This is a genomic window from Halomonas alkalisoli (assembly GCF_021412585.1).
Lineage (GTDB): Bacteria > Pseudomonadota > Gammaproteobacteria > Pseudomonadales > Halomonadaceae > Halomonas > Halomonas alkalisoli.
On sequence record NZ_JAKCMI010000004.1, the window covers coordinates 1 to 16,778 of the forward strand.

General features: G+C 67.1%; 14 protein-coding genes. 6 read left to right on the plus strand and 8 right to left on the minus strand.

The genetic code is table 11. From position 1 onward, the window contains the following. Window positions 1-346: 346 nt before the first annotated feature. Together LY622_RS00225 and LY622_RS00230 are read right to left on the minus strand one after the other, a co-directional pair. On the minus strand, window positions 347-1,480 hold the full coding sequence (locus LY622_RS00225; RefSeq protein WP_234289042.1) for an extracellular solute-binding protein: 1,134 nt from the start codon (window positions 1,478-1,480) through the stop codon (window positions 347-349). After that, window positions 1,467-3,224, minus strand: coding sequence for a chloride channel protein (locus tag LY622_RS00230; RefSeq protein ID WP_234289043.1), 1,758 nt, complete (start codon window positions 3,222-3,224; stop codon window positions 1,467-1,469). The genes LY622_RS00225 and LY622_RS00230 overlap by 14 nt, the downstream gene beginning before the upstream one ends. A 522-nt stretch (window positions 3,225-3,746) precedes the next feature. Here LY622_RS00230 and LY622_RS00235 point away from each other — a divergent pair. The 5 genes from LY622_RS00235 to LY622_RS00255 are packed head-to-tail and all read left to right on the plus strand — an operon-like array spanning window position 3,747 to window position 10,804. Next, the gene (locus tag LY622_RS00235; protein WP_234289044.1) at window positions 3,747-6,332 is read left to right on the plus strand and encodes an ABC transporter substrate-binding protein; all 2,586 of its coding nucleotides are present in this window, start codon (window positions 3,747-3,749) and stop codon (window positions 6,330-6,332) included. Next, window positions 6,329-7,444: an ABC transporter permease gene (locus tag LY622_RS00240; RefSeq protein WP_234289045.1), complete on the plus strand. Its 1,116-nt coding sequence runs from the start codon at window positions 6,329-6,331 to the stop codon at window positions 7,442-7,444. The genes LY622_RS00235 and LY622_RS00240 overlap by 4 nt, the downstream gene beginning before the upstream one ends. Next, window positions 7,441-8,787: an ABC transporter permease gene (locus LY622_RS00245; RefSeq protein WP_234289046.1), complete on the plus strand. Its 1,347-nt coding sequence runs from the start codon at window positions 7,441-7,443 to the stop codon at window positions 8,785-8,787. Before LY622_RS00240 ends, LY622_RS00245 begins: the two co-directional genes overlap by 4 nt. After that, window positions 8,787-9,791, plus strand: coding sequence for an ABC transporter ATP-binding protein (locus LY622_RS00250; RefSeq protein WP_234289047.1), 1,005 nt, complete (start codon window positions 8,787-8,789; stop codon window positions 9,789-9,791). The genes LY622_RS00245 and LY622_RS00250 overlap by 1 nt, the downstream gene beginning before the upstream one ends. Then, a complete protein-coding gene (locus LY622_RS00255) occupies window positions 9,788-10,804 on the plus strand; it encodes an ABC transporter ATP-binding protein (RefSeq protein WP_234289048.1) in 1,017 nt (338 codons plus the stop codon). The genes LY622_RS00250 and LY622_RS00255 overlap by 4 nt, the downstream gene beginning before the upstream one ends. A 561-nt stretch (window positions 10,805-11,365) precedes the next feature. Here LY622_RS00255 and LY622_RS00260 read toward each other — a convergent pair. The 4 genes from LY622_RS00260 to queC are packed head-to-tail and all read right to left on the minus strand — an operon-like array spanning window position 11,366 to window position 13,860. After that, entirely contained in the window at window positions 11,366-11,635 is a 270-nt protein-coding gene (locus tag LY622_RS00260) for a YkgJ family cysteine cluster protein (protein ID WP_234289049.1), read from the minus strand. Between the two features lie 14 nt (window positions 11,636-11,649). Continuing rightward, complete coding sequence (locus tag LY622_RS00265; RefSeq protein WP_234289050.1) at window positions 11,650-12,495, minus strand: 6-pyruvoyl trahydropterin synthase family protein; 846 nt, start codon at window positions 12,493-12,495, stop codon at window positions 11,650-11,652. Then, complete coding sequence (gene queE, locus LY622_RS00270) at window positions 12,495-13,139, minus strand: 7-carboxy-7-deazaguanine synthase (protein WP_234289051.1); 645 nt, start codon at window positions 13,137-13,139, stop codon at window positions 12,495-12,497. The genes LY622_RS00265 and queE overlap by 1 nt, the downstream gene beginning before the upstream one ends. Then, window positions 13,132-13,860 carry a 7-cyano-7-deazaguanine synthase QueC gene (gene queC, locus LY622_RS00275; protein WP_234289052.1) on the minus strand — a complete coding sequence of 243 codons (729 nt, stop codon included), beginning with the start codon at window positions 13,858-13,860 and terminating at the stop codon, window positions 13,132-13,134. The genes queE and queC overlap by 8 nt, the downstream gene beginning before the upstream one ends. Window positions 13,861-14,107: 247 nt before the next feature. Here queC and trhP point away from each other — a divergent pair, with 247 nt between their 5' ends. Then, window positions 14,108-15,535 (plus strand): prephenate-dependent tRNA uridine(34) hydroxylase TrhP, encoded by a 1,428-nt coding sequence (trhP, locus tag LY622_RS00280; protein ID WP_234289053.1) that lies wholly within the window; start codon window positions 14,108-14,110, stop codon window positions 15,533-15,535. Between the two features lie 127 nt (window positions 15,536-15,662). On the opposite strand, the gene LY622_RS22430 is transcribed toward trhP, so the two are convergent. Both LY622_RS22430 and LY622_RS00285 read right to left on the minus strand, forming a co-directional pair. Continuing rightward, window positions 15,663-15,785, minus strand: coding sequence for a hypothetical protein (locus LY622_RS22430; protein ID WP_255761656.1), 123 nt, complete (start codon window positions 15,783-15,785; stop codon window positions 15,663-15,665). A 224-nt stretch (window positions 15,786-16,009) separates the two neighbouring features. Beyond that, the gene (locus LY622_RS00285; protein ID WP_234289054.1) at window positions 16,010-16,447 is read right to left on the minus strand and encodes an REP-associated tyrosine transposase; all 438 of its coding nucleotides are present in this window, start codon (window positions 16,445-16,447) and stop codon (window positions 16,010-16,012) included. Between the last annotated feature and the right edge of the window lie 331 nt (window positions 16,448-16,778).

Sequence of the window (16,778 nt, forward strand, 5' to 3'; positions counted from 1 at the left end):
GGTGGTCATCGCCTGCCATGACAGTAAAAGGCAGCTGTTGGAGCGCTGCTCCGCATCGCGACTGGCGCCGTCAGGCGCCTCGGCGGAGGCCGCCGCCACGGCGATAACCGCAACCTTTCCAACACCGCCGGGAGGCCTGCGGCCTCCAGTCGCGATCTAAAGATGCTCCGACAGGGTAGCAATCGCCTAACACGGTAGGAGAACGCAGCTGTAGGAGCGCTGCTCCGCATCGCGACTGGCGCCGTCAGGCGCCTTGGCGGCCACCACCGTGGCATGAAAGAACAGCTGTAGTAGCGCTGCCCGACTCGCCGTCACTCTTCTCAGCTTGGCAGGTAAGACCGGTGGCTCAGGGCGTCAGGCACGCCTCGTTCATGGAGACGAGGCAGCCGTCGGTGGCCAGCCAGGCCTCGAAGTAGTCGTTCAGGCGCGCTTGGGTGCGGGCGTACCAATCCTCGTCCTTGATGATCGCACCTGCGGCATTCAGTGGATGGGTGGGGATATGCAGGCGCATGTCCACCTCTCTGTCCGGATGGGTGGTGACCTGAAGCGTGGCCGAGCGGCGCGCGGGGCCGTAGGGGATGCGCCGTGCCAGCTCGGCGAGGCGCTCGGTAGTGGTGGCGAAGCGAATGAACTCGCGGGCCGCCTCGGGGCGGGACGCGCCGCGGGGGATGACCCAGGTCTCGTGCTCCTGGACCTGGCCGTCCCAGAGGATCTCGAGGGGGGCATCCTGGTGGAGCATGGCGTCGAAGAAGCGCCCGTTGTAGCCCGAGGCCATTACCACCTTGCCCTCGGCGAGCAGTCGCGGCGGGGCGTCGCCGGCCTCCCACCAGTGGATCGACTCGAGCTCCGCGAGCCGGTCCAGGGCCAGGCGCAGGCCGCGCGGAGTGCTGAGCAGGCGATAGAGCTCCTCCCGGGGCACCCGGTAGGAGCGCAGGGCCCACTCCAGATTGACGGCGGGGGTGCGCTGCAGCGCCCGGGGACCGGGGAAACGCTGCTGGTCGAAGAGATCGGCGATGGTGGTGGGCCGTTGGCCGGGGAAGGCGTCGCGGCGATAGGCCACCACGGTGGCGAACACCGTATGAGTGAGGGCACAGCGGCCGATGGCGCCGGGCAGGAAATCGTGGGCCGCCGGCGTTCCGTCCGGTGCCGGGGCGGCCAGGTCGGAGGGCAGCGGCGTGAGCAGGCCCTCTTCGCAGGCGGCCATGGCTTCGCTGCGGGTCATGTCGATCAGGTCCCAGGGTACCTCGTCCTTGGTCACGGCCCGGCGCAGGGCCTCCAGACCACCGTCGTAGCGGCGGACTCTCACCGGGATGCCGGTCGCCGCGGTGAAGGGCTCGAACAGCGCCTCGTGCTGGGCACGCTCGTAGGCACCTCCCCAGCTCAGCACCACCAGGGCGTCCTCCGCCGTTGGCTCGGCCAGGGCCGGCACGCCGATCAGGGCGACCCCCAGGGCCAGGATCAGTCGTTTAGCCGTTGCCATGTTCCTCCCATCGCAGGGCGTTGCTGTGAGTACGATAGGCGCGGGTGATCCGGGCCTCGTAGACCACCCCCAGGAAGGCATCGTCGCGGCTGTCGTCGACCACGGCCAGGGCCTCGCCGGTAACTTCCTCGAGGTACCCCATGGCGTCCCACAGGGAGCTGTGGGGTCGCAGCACCGGGCGCTTGGAATCGGCGACATCGCCAATCGCCTGGCGGGCGCCTCCGGCTCGCTGGGCGGCCTCGAGATCGTGGAGCAGCACGCAGCCATGGTAGCGACCCTGTGCATCGACCAGGTAGGCCTCGGCGTGGCGCGCCTCCCCCAGGGCGCCGATGGCCTCGTTCACCGGCATTTCCGGGGGCAGGGTCACGCACTCGTGGCTCAGTTGCGAAGCTACCGGTGTGGCCTGCAGGAGGGCACGGCCGCGGCCAGCCGATAGGTCGAGGCCACGCTTGCGGAGCTGGATATCGAACAGCGAGCGGCCGAACAGCTGGGCCGAGATGGGGCTGGCCAGTGTCACGCTGGCCAGGGCGGCGGTGGTCAGAGCATAGTTGCCGGTCAGCTCGAAGACGATCAGCAGGCTGGTCAGTGGTGCCCCGATCACCGGGGCAGTGACCGCCACCATGCCACAGACGGCATAGAAGACGAAGGTCTCCGGGGGCGCGCCGGTGAGGTGTCCGACCAGGGTGCCGCACAGGGCACCGAACAAGGTGCCGATCACCAGGGCGGGACTGAAGACGCCACCGCTGAAGCCCATGCCCAGGCAGAGGGCGGTGGCCGCGACCTTGAGAACCAGTACCAGCAGCAGTTCGCCGCCGCTGAAGGCACCGGCGATGGTGGCGAAGCGCAGCGTCTCCTGACCCATGCCGAGGATGTCCGGCACCCAGAGAGCGGTCAGGCCCAGCAGAGCGCCGGCCAGGGCCGGGCGCAGGGCGGGCGCCATGGGCAGGCGGGCGGCCAGTCGCCCGACGCCGAGAATGGCGTGCATGTAGGCGCCGGCGATCAAGGCGCCGAGCCCGCCGATGGCCAGGAAGAGCACGAACTCCCAGGGCCGCGGTACGGCGGTTTCGGCGACATGGAAGAGGGTCCCCTGGGCCAGCACGGTGGTGGCCACCACATGGCCGACGATGGCCGCCGCGGCCACCGGGGCGAAGGCGCGCAGGGCATAGTGACGCAGCACGACCTCATGGGCGAAGACGATGCCAGCCAACGGCGCGTTGAAGGCGGTGGCGATGGCGGCTGCCACGCCGCAGGCAATGGTGATGTTGTCGTCCGAGCGTCCCAGGCGCAGCAGCCGGGCCCCTAGCGAGCCCAGGGTCGCGCCCAGGTGGACCAGGGGACCGTACTGGCCCACCGAGGCGCCTGCGCCCAGCGAGATCATGGCGCTCAGCGCCGATAGGCCCCCGGCACGGGCCGGCAGCCGGCCGCGCCGGGTCTGTACCGCGGCGATGATGTCCGCCGGGGCATGGGGGCGCCGTTCGGGAATGGCACGGTGAATCAGGCCGACGATCAGGCCACCAAGCGTTGGCACGATCACCGTGGCGGCGATCAGCAGGCCGGGATGGTCGAACATCATGCGGCTGCGAGGCGATATCAGCAGGACCTCGTTGAGCCACAGCACTACCTTGACGAAGCCCACCGCAGCCAGTGCGGCGACGACGCCGATCATGGCGCCCAGCAGCACCAGGCCCAGGAATTGGACCATCGCCAGGGGGCCCCGGCCGGTCAGTGTGGGATCGCGAGTCATGTCTCAGGTGTAGGCGTCTCCGGGCGCCAGGTCCACTGCCGCGAGGTCGCCCCGTTATCCGTTATCTCCAACATCGGGCAACCCCGCCGGGAGGCCTGCGGCCTCCAGTCGTGAGCTAAAGCTTCCTCCTACAGTGAGGTAGTCGCCGACCTTGTTGGAGCGCTGCTTCGCATCGCGACTGGCGCCGTCAGGCGCCTCGGCGGAGGCCGCCGCCACGGCGATAACCGCAACATTCCCAACACCGCCGGGAGGCCTGCGGCCTCCAGTCGCGATCTAAAGATGCTCCGACAGTGAGGTAGTCGCCGACCTTGTTGGAGCGCCGCTTTGCGTCGCGACTGGCGCCGCCAGGCGCCTCGGCGGAGGCAGCCACCGCGGCGATAACCGCGACGTCCCAGTAGTAACGGCATGGTGCGCGCATCTCACGACGTTATCGAAAACCCGACGGCCTGCTAGGGTAAAGGTAACGGAAAGTGAATTTTCCATGACAGACCCCAGCGTTGAGCTGACTGAATCGGTGGCATCATGTGGAAAGGTGTCGTACTGGGAATGAGCGCGCTGCTGCTCGTAGGGGTGCTCGCTGTCGCCTTGCGTCCGGCGCCTACGGATCCCCCCCGACAGGCGCCGACGGCGGGTAACGGCCTCGACGAAACGGACCTTCAGGGCCGGCGTGGGGCCATGGTGGATCAGGTCGTGTTCACCCGCGAGGCGGATGTCGGGCGGGTCACCGGGCTGATCGAGGCGGGGTCCCACCAGGTCTTCACCCAGGGCATCTCAAGCCCCACGGTTTTCAACCGGCTCCGCGACTCACTGCATACCGCCTACGATCTCTCCTACGGCACCTCAAGCGAGCTGACGATCAATCCGGTGGGCCCGGAGCTGGCGGGGGGCGAGCTCAACCCCTTCCATGTGCCGGCGATCCGCGAGGCGCTCAATCGCCTGATCGACCGTCGCTATATTGCCGAGGAGATCTTCGGCGGCCTGGCGGTGCCCCGTTACCTGCCGCTCTCCACCGCCTTTCCCGACTATGCGCGCCTGGCCGATGTGGCGCGTGAGCTGGAACTGCGCTATGCCCATGACCCGGAGGCCGCCACCGAGGTGATCCACCGCGAAATGGAGGGCCTGGGCGCACGCTTCGAGCAGGGGCAGTGGTGGTACCGGGACGAGCCGGTACGCTTGCGGGTGCTGATCCGCACCGAAGACGAGCGTCGGCGAATCGGCGACTACATCGCCAACCTGATGGAAGATCTCGGCTTCGCCGTCGAGCGGCGTTATCGCACCGCCGAGGAGGCCTCGCGCCTCTGGATCGCCAGCGACCCCCGCGCCGGGCACTGGCACCTCTACACCGGCAGCTGGATCACCATCGTCATTCAGCGCGACCAGGCCGAGGGCTTCAGTTTCTACTACACCCCTCGGGGCCGCGCCGAGCCGCTGTGGCAGGCCTACACGCCTGCGCCGGAGTTCGACGAGCTGGCCGACCGCCTGCAGCGCCGCGACTACGCGACCTGGGAGGAGCGCCAGGCGATGATGGCGCGGGCCCTGGAACTGTCGCTGGAGGATTCGGTGCGTATCTGGCTGGTGGACCAGCTCAACGCCTCGGCCCGGGCCGCTAATGTCGAGGTGGCGGTGGACCTGGCCGGCGGGCTCTCCGGCTCGGCGCTGTGGCCCTACACCCTGCGCTATACCGATCGGGTGGGTGGCGAGATGGTGTTCGGCACCCCGGGGATCCTCACCGAACCCTGGAACCCGGTGGCGGGTAGCAACTGGATTTCCGACCAGATGCTGATCCGCGCCACCCAGGACCCGGTGGTGATGCCCGACCCCTTTACCGGGCTCTACCTGCCCCAGCGGCTCGCGGCGGCCGAGGTCACCATTCAGGAGGGTGTGCCGGTGGAGCGTACCCTGGACTGGCTGAGCGTTGACCAGTCCGAGAGCATCGCGGTGCCCGAGGAGGCCTGGATCGACTGGAACGCCGAGGCCGGTCGCTTCGTCACCGCCGGCGGGCGGCACCCCGAAGGCATCACCGCGCGCACTCGGGTGCGGGTGCACTACGAGGAGACGCTGTTCGAGCAGCGCTGGCACGATGGCTCGCGACTGTCGTTGGCCGATTTCGTACTGCCCTGGATCCTGATCTTCGAGCGCGCCGACGAGCAGAGCCGGCTGTTCGATATTGCCCACCTGCCGGTGTTCGAGGCCTTCCAGCGCCACTTTCGCGGCTGGCGCATCGTCGCCGAGGACCCGCTGGTCATCGAGATCTACAGCGATCAGATCTACCCCGATGCCGAGACCATCGTGGCGGCCCGCGCGCCGACGGCGACTCCCTGGCATACCCTGACCCTGGGCATCCTCGCCGAACAGCGCGGTGAACTGGCATTCTCCTCCAACAAGGCCGATCGCCTGCAGGTGGACTGGATGAGCCTGGTGGCGGGCCCGAGCCTGCCGGTTCTCGAGCGCCACCTGCGCGAAGCCCGCGAGCGCGGCACGCGACTCTATCCCGAGGTGCTGGGCGAGTGGCTCGATGATGACGAGATCGCCACGCGCTACGCTGCGCTGGCCGACTGGCACGCCGAGCGCGGCCACTTCTGGATCGGCAACGGGCCCTTCCAGCTGCACTCGGTGCATCCGGTGGCGGGCAGCTTGGTACTGCGCCGCTTCGTCGACTTCCCGGACCCGGCCGACAAGTGGCTGCGCTTCACCACGCCCATGGTGCCGGAGTTGACGCTGGATGGCCCCATGGTGGTGGAGAGCGCCCGAGTGGGGATAGGCCCGGTGGGTAACGGCCCTCTGGCCGCCGGTGGCGGGGAGGGGCTGGAGGACGCCGAATTCCAGCTGTTCGTGACCTTCGAGGGCGAGCCCTATCCCCAGGAGGCCATCGAGCAGGTGCAGTACCTGCTGTTCGACGGCCGCGGCGAACTGGCCCGCCGTGGCCAGGCGGAGGCCCGGGGCGAGGGGCAGTGGCGCATCGGGTTGTCTGCGGAGGCCCTGGCCACGCTGGGTGTCGGTGCCAACAGCTTGGAACTCGCCGTTACCAGCCGCCGCGTGGCGTTGCCGGCCTTCGCCTCCCATGTGTTTGCCACGGTGCCGCCCGGCGGCATGGAGGAGGCGCGATGAACGACTCGCCGATGGCTCCGCCGCCCGGCCGCGGTATGCTGCGCGACCTGCGGCACATGCTGCTGTATGCCGGCAAGCGGCTACTGGCGCTGCTGTTCACCGTTCTGGTTGGCGTCTACCTGACCATCATCATTGCCAACATGGGTGGCCAGGTGGATGAACTGCGTCTCGTGCAGATCCGCAGCCAGGCGTCTGAGGCGGTGCGCGCCGACCCGGCCTTCCAGGATCTGACGCCAACCGAGCGCAATGAGCTGATCGCGCGTCAGGTGTCGCAGGAGGTGGAGCGGCTGCGCCTGGACCAGCCGTTCGTGGTGCGCAGCGTCGACTACCTGCAGCGAGCCATGCGCCTCGATCTGGGACGCGCCGAGCAGATGCACAGCGACCGGGGCTCGCGGGAGGTCTACGACATCATCGTCGAGCGGTTGCCGGCGACACTGCTGCTGTTCGGCAGCGCCAACCTGCTGGTGTTCTTCGTCTCGGTGTTCGCGGCGCTGTTCCTGTCCAGGCGCTACGGCAGCGCGCTGGATCGCAGCGTGATCGCGCTGGCACCGACCTCGGCGGCACCGGGCTGGTTCTACGGGATCTTCCTGATCCTGGTCTTCGCCTTCGTGGTGCCGGTACTGCCGGCCGGCGGCATGGTCACCGCACCGCCCCCCGCAGACCGCTGGGAGTACGCCGCCAGTGTGCTGCGCCACATGCTGCTGCCGCTCCTCGCCATGTTCCTGTCGTCGATCTTCATCTCTATCTACTCCTGGCGCACCTTCTTTCTGATCCACTCCAGCGAGGACTACGTGGAAATGGCCCGCGCCAAGGGGCTGCCGTCGAACCTGATCGAGCGGCGCTATATCCTGCGCCCGACCCTGTCGCCGATCATCACCAGCTTCCTGTTGATGCTGATCGGCCTGTGGAGCGGCGCCATCATCCTCGAGCAGGTGTTCAACTGGCCGGGGCTGGGTTCGCTGCTGTTCCAGGCCATCGGCCACCGCGATACCCCGGTGATCATCGGCGGGGTGGTGATCTTCGCCTACCTGCTGGCGGTGACGGTGTTCCTGCTCGACATCCTCTATGCACTGCTCGACCCGCGGGTGCGCATCGAAGGAGGGCGGCGATGATCGGCGTGCGCTGGCGAGAGCACTGGGAAGAGCTGCGCCGCTATCCCTCGGCGCTGGTGGGCATGGCGATCATTGCCGTGCTGGTGGGGCTGTCGCTCTATACCGTGATTGCCATTCCGTACTCCGAGGCGCTGGACAAATGGCGTGGCGGCGAACCCTGGCAGCTGCATCCGGTCAACGCCGGTTCGCTGTGGGCCGATCGCCTGGTCGGTGGGCGCCAGCCGAGCACCCTGGTGATCGACAGCGATGCGGCCGAGGTCGAGGAGGCTCCCTTCGAGGGCGGGCGTCGCCTGCGCATGTCCCTGGCCTTCGACTATGACTACGAGGGCTTTCCCAGCGAGATCAACCTGTTCCTGCGCGCCGAGGGGCACGAGCAGCGTCCCTTCGCACGCCTGCTGTGGCAGGCACCGGATGGTCGTGAACTCATGCTGGGCGGCTACCGCATCGGCCGGGATCACCGGATCTCGCTCTCCCAGGACCGGGCCCTGGAGCGCCGGCTGGGCGGTCTGGTGCCGCATATCGGGTTGTTGGCGGAGCCCGATGCCGACGCTGGCGCACAGCCTCAGGTACAGCCGGGCCGCTATACGCTGATGCTGGACGCCGTGGTTTTCGATGAGCAGGCGGGCATCGACGCCGAGCTGGTGCTCTATGGCCGGGTACATGGCATCGCCGGCACCGATCACCAGCGGCGCGAGCTCAGCCTGGCGCTGATGTGGGGCACCCCGGTGGCACTGGCCTTCGGCCTGCTGGCGGCGGTGGGCACCACCATTACCACCCTGATCATCGCTGCGGTGGGCGTCTGGTACCGTGGCTGGGTGGATGCCACCATCCAGCGGCTCACCGAGGTGAACATGATCCTGCCGCTGCTGCCGATCCTGGTGATGGTCGGCACCCTCTACTCCACCAGCATCTGGCTGATGCTCGGGGTGGTAGTGGTGCTGGGCATCTTCAGTGCCGGTATCAAGATGTACCGGGCGATGCTGCTGCCGATCCGCGAGGCGCCCTACATCGAGGCGGCCCAGGCCTACGGTGCCGGCAACCTGCGCATCGTGATGCGCTACATGATCCCGCGCATCCTGCCGGTGCTGATCCCCACCTTCGTCACGCTGATTCCGACCTTCGTGTTCCTGGAGGCCTCGCTGGCGGTGCTGGGGCTGGGCGACCCGGTACTGCCCACCTGGGGCAAGGTGCTCAACGACGCCCAGTCCCAGAGCGCGCTCTACAACGGCTACTACTACTGGGTGGTGTCGCCGGCGGTGCTGCTGATGCTCACCGGGCTGGGCTTTGCCATGCTCGGTTTCGCCCTGGATCGGGTCTTCAATCCGCGACTGAGGAGCCTGTGATGCGCGAGTCGACCCTGCTGCGCGTGGACGACCTGGCACTGCACTACCAGACTCGTCGCGGCGTGGTGCGTGCCGTGGACGGGGTGAGCTTCGAGCTGCGGCGCAACGAGGCGCTGGTGGTACTGGGCGAATCCGGCTGTGGCAAGAGCTCGCTGGCCAAGCTGCTGATGCGAGTACTGCCGCGCAATATCCACCATACCGGCGGACGGGTCACGCTGGGTGAGACCGAGCTTGGCACCCTGTCCGACGAGCGCTTCCGGCGCGAGGTGCAATGGTCGCGCATGGCGATGGTGATGCAGGCCTCGATGAACGCGCTCAACCCGGTGGTCAAGGTAGGCCAACAGGTCGCCGAGCCGCTGCGGGTACTGCGCGGCTGGTCTCGAGCGCGGGCCCTGGCGCGAGCGGCGGAGGTCTTCACCCTGGTCGGCATCTCCACGGACTTCATGACCCGCTACCCCTTCGAGCTCTCCGGCGGCATGCGCCAGCGGGCGGTGTTGGCCATGGCGCTGGTTGCCGAGCCCGAGCTGGTGATCCTCGACGAGCCCACCTCAGCGCTGGACGTGCTGACCCAGGCGAGCATCATGAACGCCCTGAAGCGCGTCAAGCGCGAACTGGGCACCAGCTTCATCCTGATCACCCACGATGTGGCGACCTCCAGCGAGCTCGCCGATCGGGTGGCACTGATGTATGCCGGCCAGCTCGTGGAGGTCGCTGACGCCGGAGACTTCTTCAACGAGCCGGCCCACCCCTATTCGCGGATGCTGATGGCCAGCGTGCCGCGACTGCGCCAGCGCCAGCGGCCGGAAGCGATCCCCGGGCAGCCCCCCAGCCTGTTCGATCCCCCCGGCGGCTGCCGATTCGCCGAGCGCTGCCCGCATCGCTTCGCGCGCTGTGCCCGGGACCCCGAGTCGATCCGCATCGGCGAACGGCGTCGGGTGAGCTGCTGGCTGTTTGGCGATGATCGGCGCGATCATGGCGGCAGAACCGAAGGAGGGGGGACATGACTACGATCCAGGACCCCAGCCTAGCGACAGGGCGTGCCTCGCCGTCTCTGCTCTCGGTCAGCGACCTGCACACCTGGTTCGAGCTGCGCCAGTGGGGCTTCCTGCGCGTGGGCGCCGTTCATGCGGTGGACGGTGTCACCTTCGAACTCGCCCACGGCGAGGCGGTGGCCTTCGTCGGCGAGAGCGGCTGCGGCAAGAGTTCGCTGGCCCGCACCCTGCTGGGGTTGCACCGCCCCACCCAAGGCGAGGTGCGCTTCGACGGGCGTTCGCTGGATGAGCTTGATGCCCGCGAGCTCAAGGCGTATCGCGCCAAGGTGGGCTATGTGCAGCAGGATCCCTACGGCGCGTTGCCGCCGTTTCTGGACGTGCGGCGGATTCTTGCCGAGCCGCTGATCATCCACGGGGTCAAGGATCGGGAAGAGCGCGAGCAGCGCATCCGCGCGGTACTCGAGGAGGTACGGCTATCGCCGCCCGACGAGTACCTCGGCAAGTTCCCGCACATGCTCAGCGGCGGCCAGCAGCAGCGGGTGGTGATCGCTCGGGCGTTGATCCTGGCGCCGGCCATGATCATCGCCGACGAGCCGGTCTCGATGCTCGACGCCTCGGTTCGAGTGGAGATCCTCAACCTGCTGAGGGGGATCCAGGCCAAGCGCGAGCTGACCCTGGCCTTCATCACCCACGACCTCTCCACCGTGCGCCACTTCGCCGAGCGGATCTTCGTGATGTACGCCGGGCGAGTGGTGGAGAGCGCCCCGGTGGATGACCTGCTCGATCACCCCCAGCACCCCTATACCCAGGCGCTGCTCGCGGCGATCGCCGACCCCGATGCGACCAACGCCAGCCGGCAGCGCGAGGTTCCCGCCGGCGAGCCTCCCAGCCTGCTGCACCCGCCGGCGGCGTGTCGCTTTCATCCACGATGCCCGCACTTCATGGCAGGCCTGTGCGACGCCGAAGACCCGCCCGACTTCGAACCCCGGCGCCACCACCTCTCGGCCTGCTGGCTGCATCGGTGAACTCAACGTAGTGCTCGGTTCGGCGCTCCGAGCTCCCATCGCGGCAGGCGCCTTGGCCACCACCGTGGTATGAAAGAACAGCTGTTGGAGCGCTGCTCTGCATCGCGACTGGCGCCGTCAGGCGCCCTGGCAGTCACCACCGTGGCATGAAAGAGCAGCTGTTGGAGCGCTGCTCTGCATCGCGACTGGCGCCGTCAGGCGCCTTGGCGGAGGCCGCCGCCACGGCGATAACCGCAACATTTCCAACACCGCCGGGAGGCCTGCGGCCTCCAGTCGTGAGCTAAAGCTTCTCCTACAGCGGCGAGGTTCGCGTTGGTGGAGAGAATCATTGTTGGAGCGCTGCTCCGCATCGCGACTGGCGCCGGCAGGCGCCTCGGCGGAGGCCGTAGCGTCAGTGGTTGTCGCACACACCGGCAACACCGCCGGGAGGCCTGCGGCCTCCAGTCGCGATCTAAAGATGCTCCAACAGCGGCGTGGCACCGTCAGTGGAGAGATTCGCTGTTGGAGCGCTGCTCCGCATCGCGACTGGCGCCGATAGGCGCCCCGGCGGAGGCCGCAGCGTCAGGTCGCCTGCTCCAGGGCGGTGATTCGCTCCAGCGCCTGTTCGCGATCGTCTCCGCACAGGGAGTGGTCGTAGTCGAAGCGTTCACACACGGCCGGGCGCCGCGGGTCGCCGAACAGCCGGCACAGGTTGTTCTCGTCGAGCTGCACGCAGCGTACCCCGGCCGGCTTGCCTTCGGGCATGCCGGGGATCGCCGAGCTGATCGACGGCGCAATGCAGCAGGCGCCGCAGCCGGGGCGGCAGGCGCTCAAGGCTGTTTCCCCGCTCAAGGCTGTTTCCTCGCTCAAGGCTGTGCCTCGGCAATCGCTCCCTTATCGACCCCCTCGAAGGCCTGGACCCGCGTGGCGCGCCCGGTTTCCTCGGTGATCTGCCGTGCCAGCCAGCCGGCGATATGTTCCACCGTGGTGGGGGTGGGTAGGGTGAGGCAACGCTCCGTGGGCAGCCGGATCATGAAGCGGCCTTGCTCTGCGCGGTAGCGGCTGGTCATCATGCCGCGCACCACGGAATCGGTGCCGGTGGCGATGTCCGCCGCGTCGACCAGGTAGCGATCTCCCAGGCGCTCGGCCCATTCCGCCTCCAGCCCCGGCATACGCACGCCGCGCTGCCAGATATGCAGGCGGGAGCGGTGCCCGTGGGCGATGCGCTGGCAGTTGCCCGCATGGCGCTTGAGCCCATGGCTATAGGTGTAGGCGGCCCCGTCGATCACCTCATCGCGAAGGCGCAGCCGAATGTCGGTCACCCGAGGCGGGGGGCGCTTCATCATTTCGTCTGCCAGCAGCTCGGCCAGTCGCTCGGTGGTAATGGCCGGCCACGGCAGCAGGGTAAAGGCCTGTCGCGGTGCGCGAACCTCCATGGAGTAGGGCTGGGTGGCGCGCACGCAGAGCCCTTCGCTGCACTCGAAGATTTCCAGGCCGGGCGCCTTCGTCGGAATCAGCAGCGTATGGTCGGCGCCGCCATCCAGGCGCGACTTGATCCACGGCTTGACCTCGCCGAAGTCGAACAGCATGCCATCCTCGCCAAGCTCGCCGTCGAGCTCGGCATCCACGTGCCAGCTGGCGCCGATCAAGCCATGCTGGGGAGACCACAGAGAGACATCGAGATGGCTCAGGCGGTTGACGAAAAGCGTCATTAGTCGAACCCCGCAATCTTGTGAGTCTGCAGCGACAGGCGCCACTGCGGATGGGCCAGGCAGTAGGCCACGGTGGCGCCAATGTGGCTCTCCCGCCTACCCAGCGGGGCGCTGTCCATCGGCTGCAGAAAGAAGTGGTTGAAGCCGAGCGTTTGGAAGCGCTCCGGCGGCGCGTCCTGCTGGGGGTAGACCAGCTTGATCTCGTCGCCGCCGGTCACTGCCAGCTCCGTCGCTCCCTTGGGGCTGACGCAGAGCCAGTCGATGCCCCGCGGCGGCGCGATGGTGCCATTGGTTTCCACCGCCACCTCGAAGCCCCGGCGGTGCATGGCGTCGATCAGCGCCTCGTCGAGCTGCAGCAGCGGCTCGCCGCCGGTGAACACCACATAGGGGGTCGCCACCCCATCCTGGTCGGGCCACAGCGCGGTCAGGTGGTCGGCCAGGGCGTCGGCATCACGGAAGCGACCGCCGTTCTGGCCGTCGGTGCCGAGGAAGTCGGTATCGCAGAAGGTGCAGGCCGCGGTGGCGCGGTCTCGTTCGCGGCCCGACCACAAATTGCAGCCGGTGAAACGGCAGAACACGCTGGCACGCCCGGCCTGGCCGCCTTCCCCCTGCAGCGTATAGAAGGCCTCCTTGACGCTATACATCGGGCGCCTCCGTGGAAGCCGGCGCGTCGGTTTCGGACCGCTGTAAATAACCGAGCGGGTCGGTGGCGCCATTGGCGGCAAAGGCCGCGAGGCGCTCACGGCAGCTGCCACACCGGCCACAGGCGAGTTCCTGGCCCAGGTAGCAGGTCCAGGTATCGGCGTAGTCGAGCCCCATGGCCAGGCCATCGGCGAGGATGTCCGCCTTGGTCGAACCCAGGTAGGGCGCATGGATCCGCACCGGCTCGAAGTTGGCGATACCCGCCACCGCATTCATGCGCTCGACGAACTCGGGCCGGCAGTCGGGGTAGAGCACATGGTCACCGCCGTGGGCGCCGTAGTCCACGCGTCCGGCGCCGATGTTCACCGCCTTGGCGATGGCCAGCGACAGCAGGATCATGTTGCGGTTGGGCACCACCGTGGCACTCAGGTTGTCGCTAGCGTAGTCGCCATCGGGCATGTCGCGGCTGGCATCGGTCAGGGCCGAATTGTCGATCAGGCCATGGATGGCGCGAATGTCGACCACCTGATGCGGCACGTCGAGCTCGCGGCAGACGTGGGCGGCCACCTCGAGCTCGCGGGCGTGGCGCTGGCCATAGTCGAAGGAGAGGGCATGTACCGCCAGCCCCTCGCGCAGGGCGCGGTGCAGTACGGTAAAGGAATCCATGCCACCGGAGTAGATCACCACGGTAGCGGGAACGGGGGAAGTCGCGGACTGGGTCATGGGAAACTCGTTGTCGGAGAATTTATCGGGCGGCTCTCGGTGAAAGCCGCTGGCCGGGGTCCGGTCCGGCGCGGGCCAAGTTTACGCAATTGGACGAAATCTGGCCAGGACCGGCGCCAGTTGCTAAGATTCCCGCCCCTCTCCCAAGCATCCAGGGGGCTATCTGAAACTAATCGAGCGCTGAAACCGACAAGCGCAAAGAAGCTCAGCTAGCGCCTGGTGCCATCGTCCTGAAAACGGTGACCTTATGAAAGCCCCTGAACTGCTGTCCCCCGCGGGGACGTTCAAGAACATGCGCTACGCCTTCGCCTACGGCGCCGATGCCGTCTACGCCGGCCAGCCACGCTACTCGCTGCGCGCGCGCAACAACGACTTCAAGGTCGACAACCTGCACAAGGGCATCGCCTACGCCCACGAGCGGGGCAAGCAGTTCTACGTCGCCTCCAACATCGCGCCGCACAACAGCAAGCTCAAGACCTACCTGCGCGATATGGAGCCGGTGATCGAAGCCGGGCCCGATGCGCTGATCATGTCCGACCCCGGGCTGATCATGATGGTGCGCGATCGCTGGCCCGACCAGGTGATCCACCTCTCGGTGCAGTCCAACGTGGTCAACTACGCCGCGGCCCGGTTCTGGCAGAAGCAGGGCATCAGCCGCATCATCCTCTCCCGGGAACTGTCGCTGGCCGAGATCGGCGAGATCCGCGCCGAGTGCCCCGACCTGGAGATCGAGACCTTCGTCCACGGCGCCCTGTGCATCGCCTATTCCGGCCGTTGCCTGCTGTCCGGCTACTTCAACCACCGCGACCCCAACCAGGGCACCTGCACCAACGCCTGTCGCTGGAAGTACAACACCGTGGCCGCTTCCCACGATGAGACAGGCGACCTGGTGCCGGCCAACTCCGCCCGTGCCCACGCCGGTAGCGGGGTGTGGACCCCGGACCAGGGTGGACTGATCGCCTCCGGCGGTGGCAGCGCCGAGCTTGCCGAAGTGGCCGAAAGTACCGCCACCGCCGGCGGCGTGGAAGGGCAGGACGAACTCTCGGCGCTGATCGAGGATCGCACCCGTCCGGGCGAGCTGATGCCGGTCTTCGAGGACGAGCACGGCACTTACATCATGAACTCCAAGGACCTGCGCGCCGTTCAGCACGTGCCGCAGCTCACCCAGATGGGTGTCACCTCGCTGAAGATCGAAGGGCGCACCAAGTCCCACTACTACGTCGCCCGCACCGCCCAGGTCTATCGCCGCGCCATCGACGACGCCGTCGCCGGCCGGCCCTTCGACATGCGCCTGATGGACGAACTCGACAACCTCGCCAACCGTGGCTACACCGAAGGCTTCTACCGCCGCCACGTCCACGACGAGTACCAGAACTACCAGCAGGGCAACTCCGTCGGCGTGCACCAGCAGTTCGTCGGCGAAGTGATAGGCTACGACCCCGGCCGCGGCGTCATGGAAATCGACGTCAAGAACCGCTTCGAAGTCGGCGACGGCATGGAACTGATGCTGCCCGGCGGCAACCGCCGCTTCACCCTCGAACACATCGAGAACAAGCACGGCGAAGCCGTCGGCGCCGCCCCCGGCTCCGGCCACATCGTTCGCATCCCCATCCCCGGCGAGCCCATCGAACCGGAGCGTATCGAATACGCGCTGCTGATGCGGGATCTGGGCTAGGCTGGGCAACCCCGCCGGGAGTCCTTCGGCCTCCAGTCGCGATCTAAAGATACTCCTACAGCGGCGTGGTTCGCATTGGTGGAGAGAATCATTGTTGGAGCGCCGCTCCGCATCGCGACTGGCGCCGTCAGGCGCCTTGGCGGCAGTTGCGGTCGGTGAGAAAACAGCTGTTGGAGCGCTGCCCCGCATCGCGACTGGCGCCGTCAGGCGCCTTGGCGGAGGCTGCAACGGCAGCAGTAGTCGCCAGCATTGGCAACACCGCCGGGAGTCCTTCGGCCTCCAGTCGTGATCTGAAGATACTCCGACAGGGTACCAATCGCCTAACACGGCAGGAGAAAGCAGCTGTTGGAGCGCTGCTCCGCATCGCGACTGGCGCCGCTAGGCGCCTCGGCGGAGGCGGTAACGTTGGTGGTAATCGCCAGCACCGGCAACACCGCGGTCGCGAGCTAAAGCTGCTCCAACAGTTAATAATCATCAATCCAGCCATATCGCATCCCAATAGGGATAGTCCCCGATATTCTCCACCAGCCCTGCCCGTAACGGATTGGCGACGATATACCGCGCCACGGTGCGAATATCCTCATCGGAGCGCAGGGCACGGTCGTAATACCCGGTATCCCACACCCGCAGCCCGACCGACATCGAGACATGGGATTTATATATCCTGACGGCATGCGCGAGATCACCTTTCAACTGCAGCAGCCAATGGACATGGTCGGGCATGACGACAAAGGACTGCGTCTCGCACTGCGTATCTAGTGTGGAAATCGAAAAGGCACGACACGCCTTGCAGGCGGTACGAAAGTCTTCAAAGAACGGATAGCGACGGCGCGTCACGAGAGTAATGTGGTAATAGTGGCCGGGAATCGAGCGACGGCCTGCTCTGAGAGCGCGCATACCGGACGTTGTCATTATGAAAGCTCATGTTGGGCTGGCTCAGTTCAGAGTATTTGACTGGGCTAATATGTCGGTAAGCTATTTGCGGACCTTGTTGTAGGTCGTGACCAACAGAGCGTGTAATCATTTTGTGGCGTTTTGTCGCCAGCATCGGCAACACCGCCAGTGGAAAGTATCATTGTTGGAGCGCCGCTCCGCGTCGCGACTGGCGCCGATAGGCGCCTCGGAGGAGGCGGTAACGTTGGTGGAAATCGCCAGCACCGGCAACACCGCCGGGAGTCCTTCGGCCTCCAGTCGTGATCTGAAGATACTCCAACAGCGGCGTGGCACCGTCGGTGGAGAGATT

Excerpts from the sequence above, each read along its gene's own strand:
- queC (WP_234289052.1), bottom strand. The coding sequence starts at position 13,860 with ATGACCCAGTCCGCGACTTCCCCCGTTCCCGCTACCGTGGTGATCTAC.
- LY622_RS00265 (WP_234289050.1), bottom strand. The coding sequence starts at position 12,495 with ATGACGCTTTTCGTCAACCGCCTGAGCCATCTCGATGTCTCTCTGTGG.
- LY622_RS00245 (WP_234289046.1), top strand. The coding sequence starts at position 7,441 with ATGATCGGCGTGCGCTGGCGAGAGCACTGGGAAGAGCTGCGCCGCTAT.
- LY622_RS00285 (WP_234289054.1), bottom strand. The coding sequence starts at position 16,447 with ATGACAACGTCCGGTATGCGCGCTCTCAGAGCAGGCCGTCGCTCGATT.
- LY622_RS00250 (WP_234289047.1), top strand. The coding sequence starts at position 8,787 with ATGCGCGAGTCGACCCTGCTGCGCGTGGACGACCTGGCACTGCACTAC.
- LY622_RS00235 (WP_234289044.1), top strand. The coding sequence starts at position 3,747 with ATGTGGAAAGGTGTCGTACTGGGAATGAGCGCGCTGCTGCTCGTAGGG.
- LY622_RS00225 (WP_234289042.1), bottom strand. The coding sequence starts at position 1,480 with ATGGCAACGGCTAAACGACTGATCCTGGCCCTGGGGGTCGCCCTGATC.
- LY622_RS00240 (WP_234289045.1), top strand. The coding sequence starts at position 6,329 with ATGAACGACTCGCCGATGGCTCCGCCGCCCGGCCGCGGTATGCTGCGC.
- LY622_RS00230 (WP_234289043.1), bottom strand. The coding sequence starts at position 3,224 with ATGACTCGCGATCCCACACTGACCGGCCGGGGCCCCCTGGCGATGGTC.
- queE (WP_234289051.1), bottom strand. The coding sequence starts at position 13,139 with ATGTATAGCGTCAAGGAGGCCTTCTATACGCTGCAGGGGGAAGGCGGC.
- LY622_RS00255 (WP_234289048.1), top strand. The coding sequence starts at position 9,788 with ATGACTACGATCCAGGACCCCAGCCTAGCGACAGGGCGTGCCTCGCCG.
- trhP (WP_234289053.1), top strand. The coding sequence starts at position 14,108 with ATGAAAGCCCCTGAACTGCTGTCCCCCGCGGGGACGTTCAAGAACATG.
- LY622_RS22430 (WP_255761656.1), bottom strand. The coding sequence starts at position 15,785 with ATGCTGGCGACTACTGCTGCCGTTGCAGCCTCCGCCAAGGCGCCTGAC.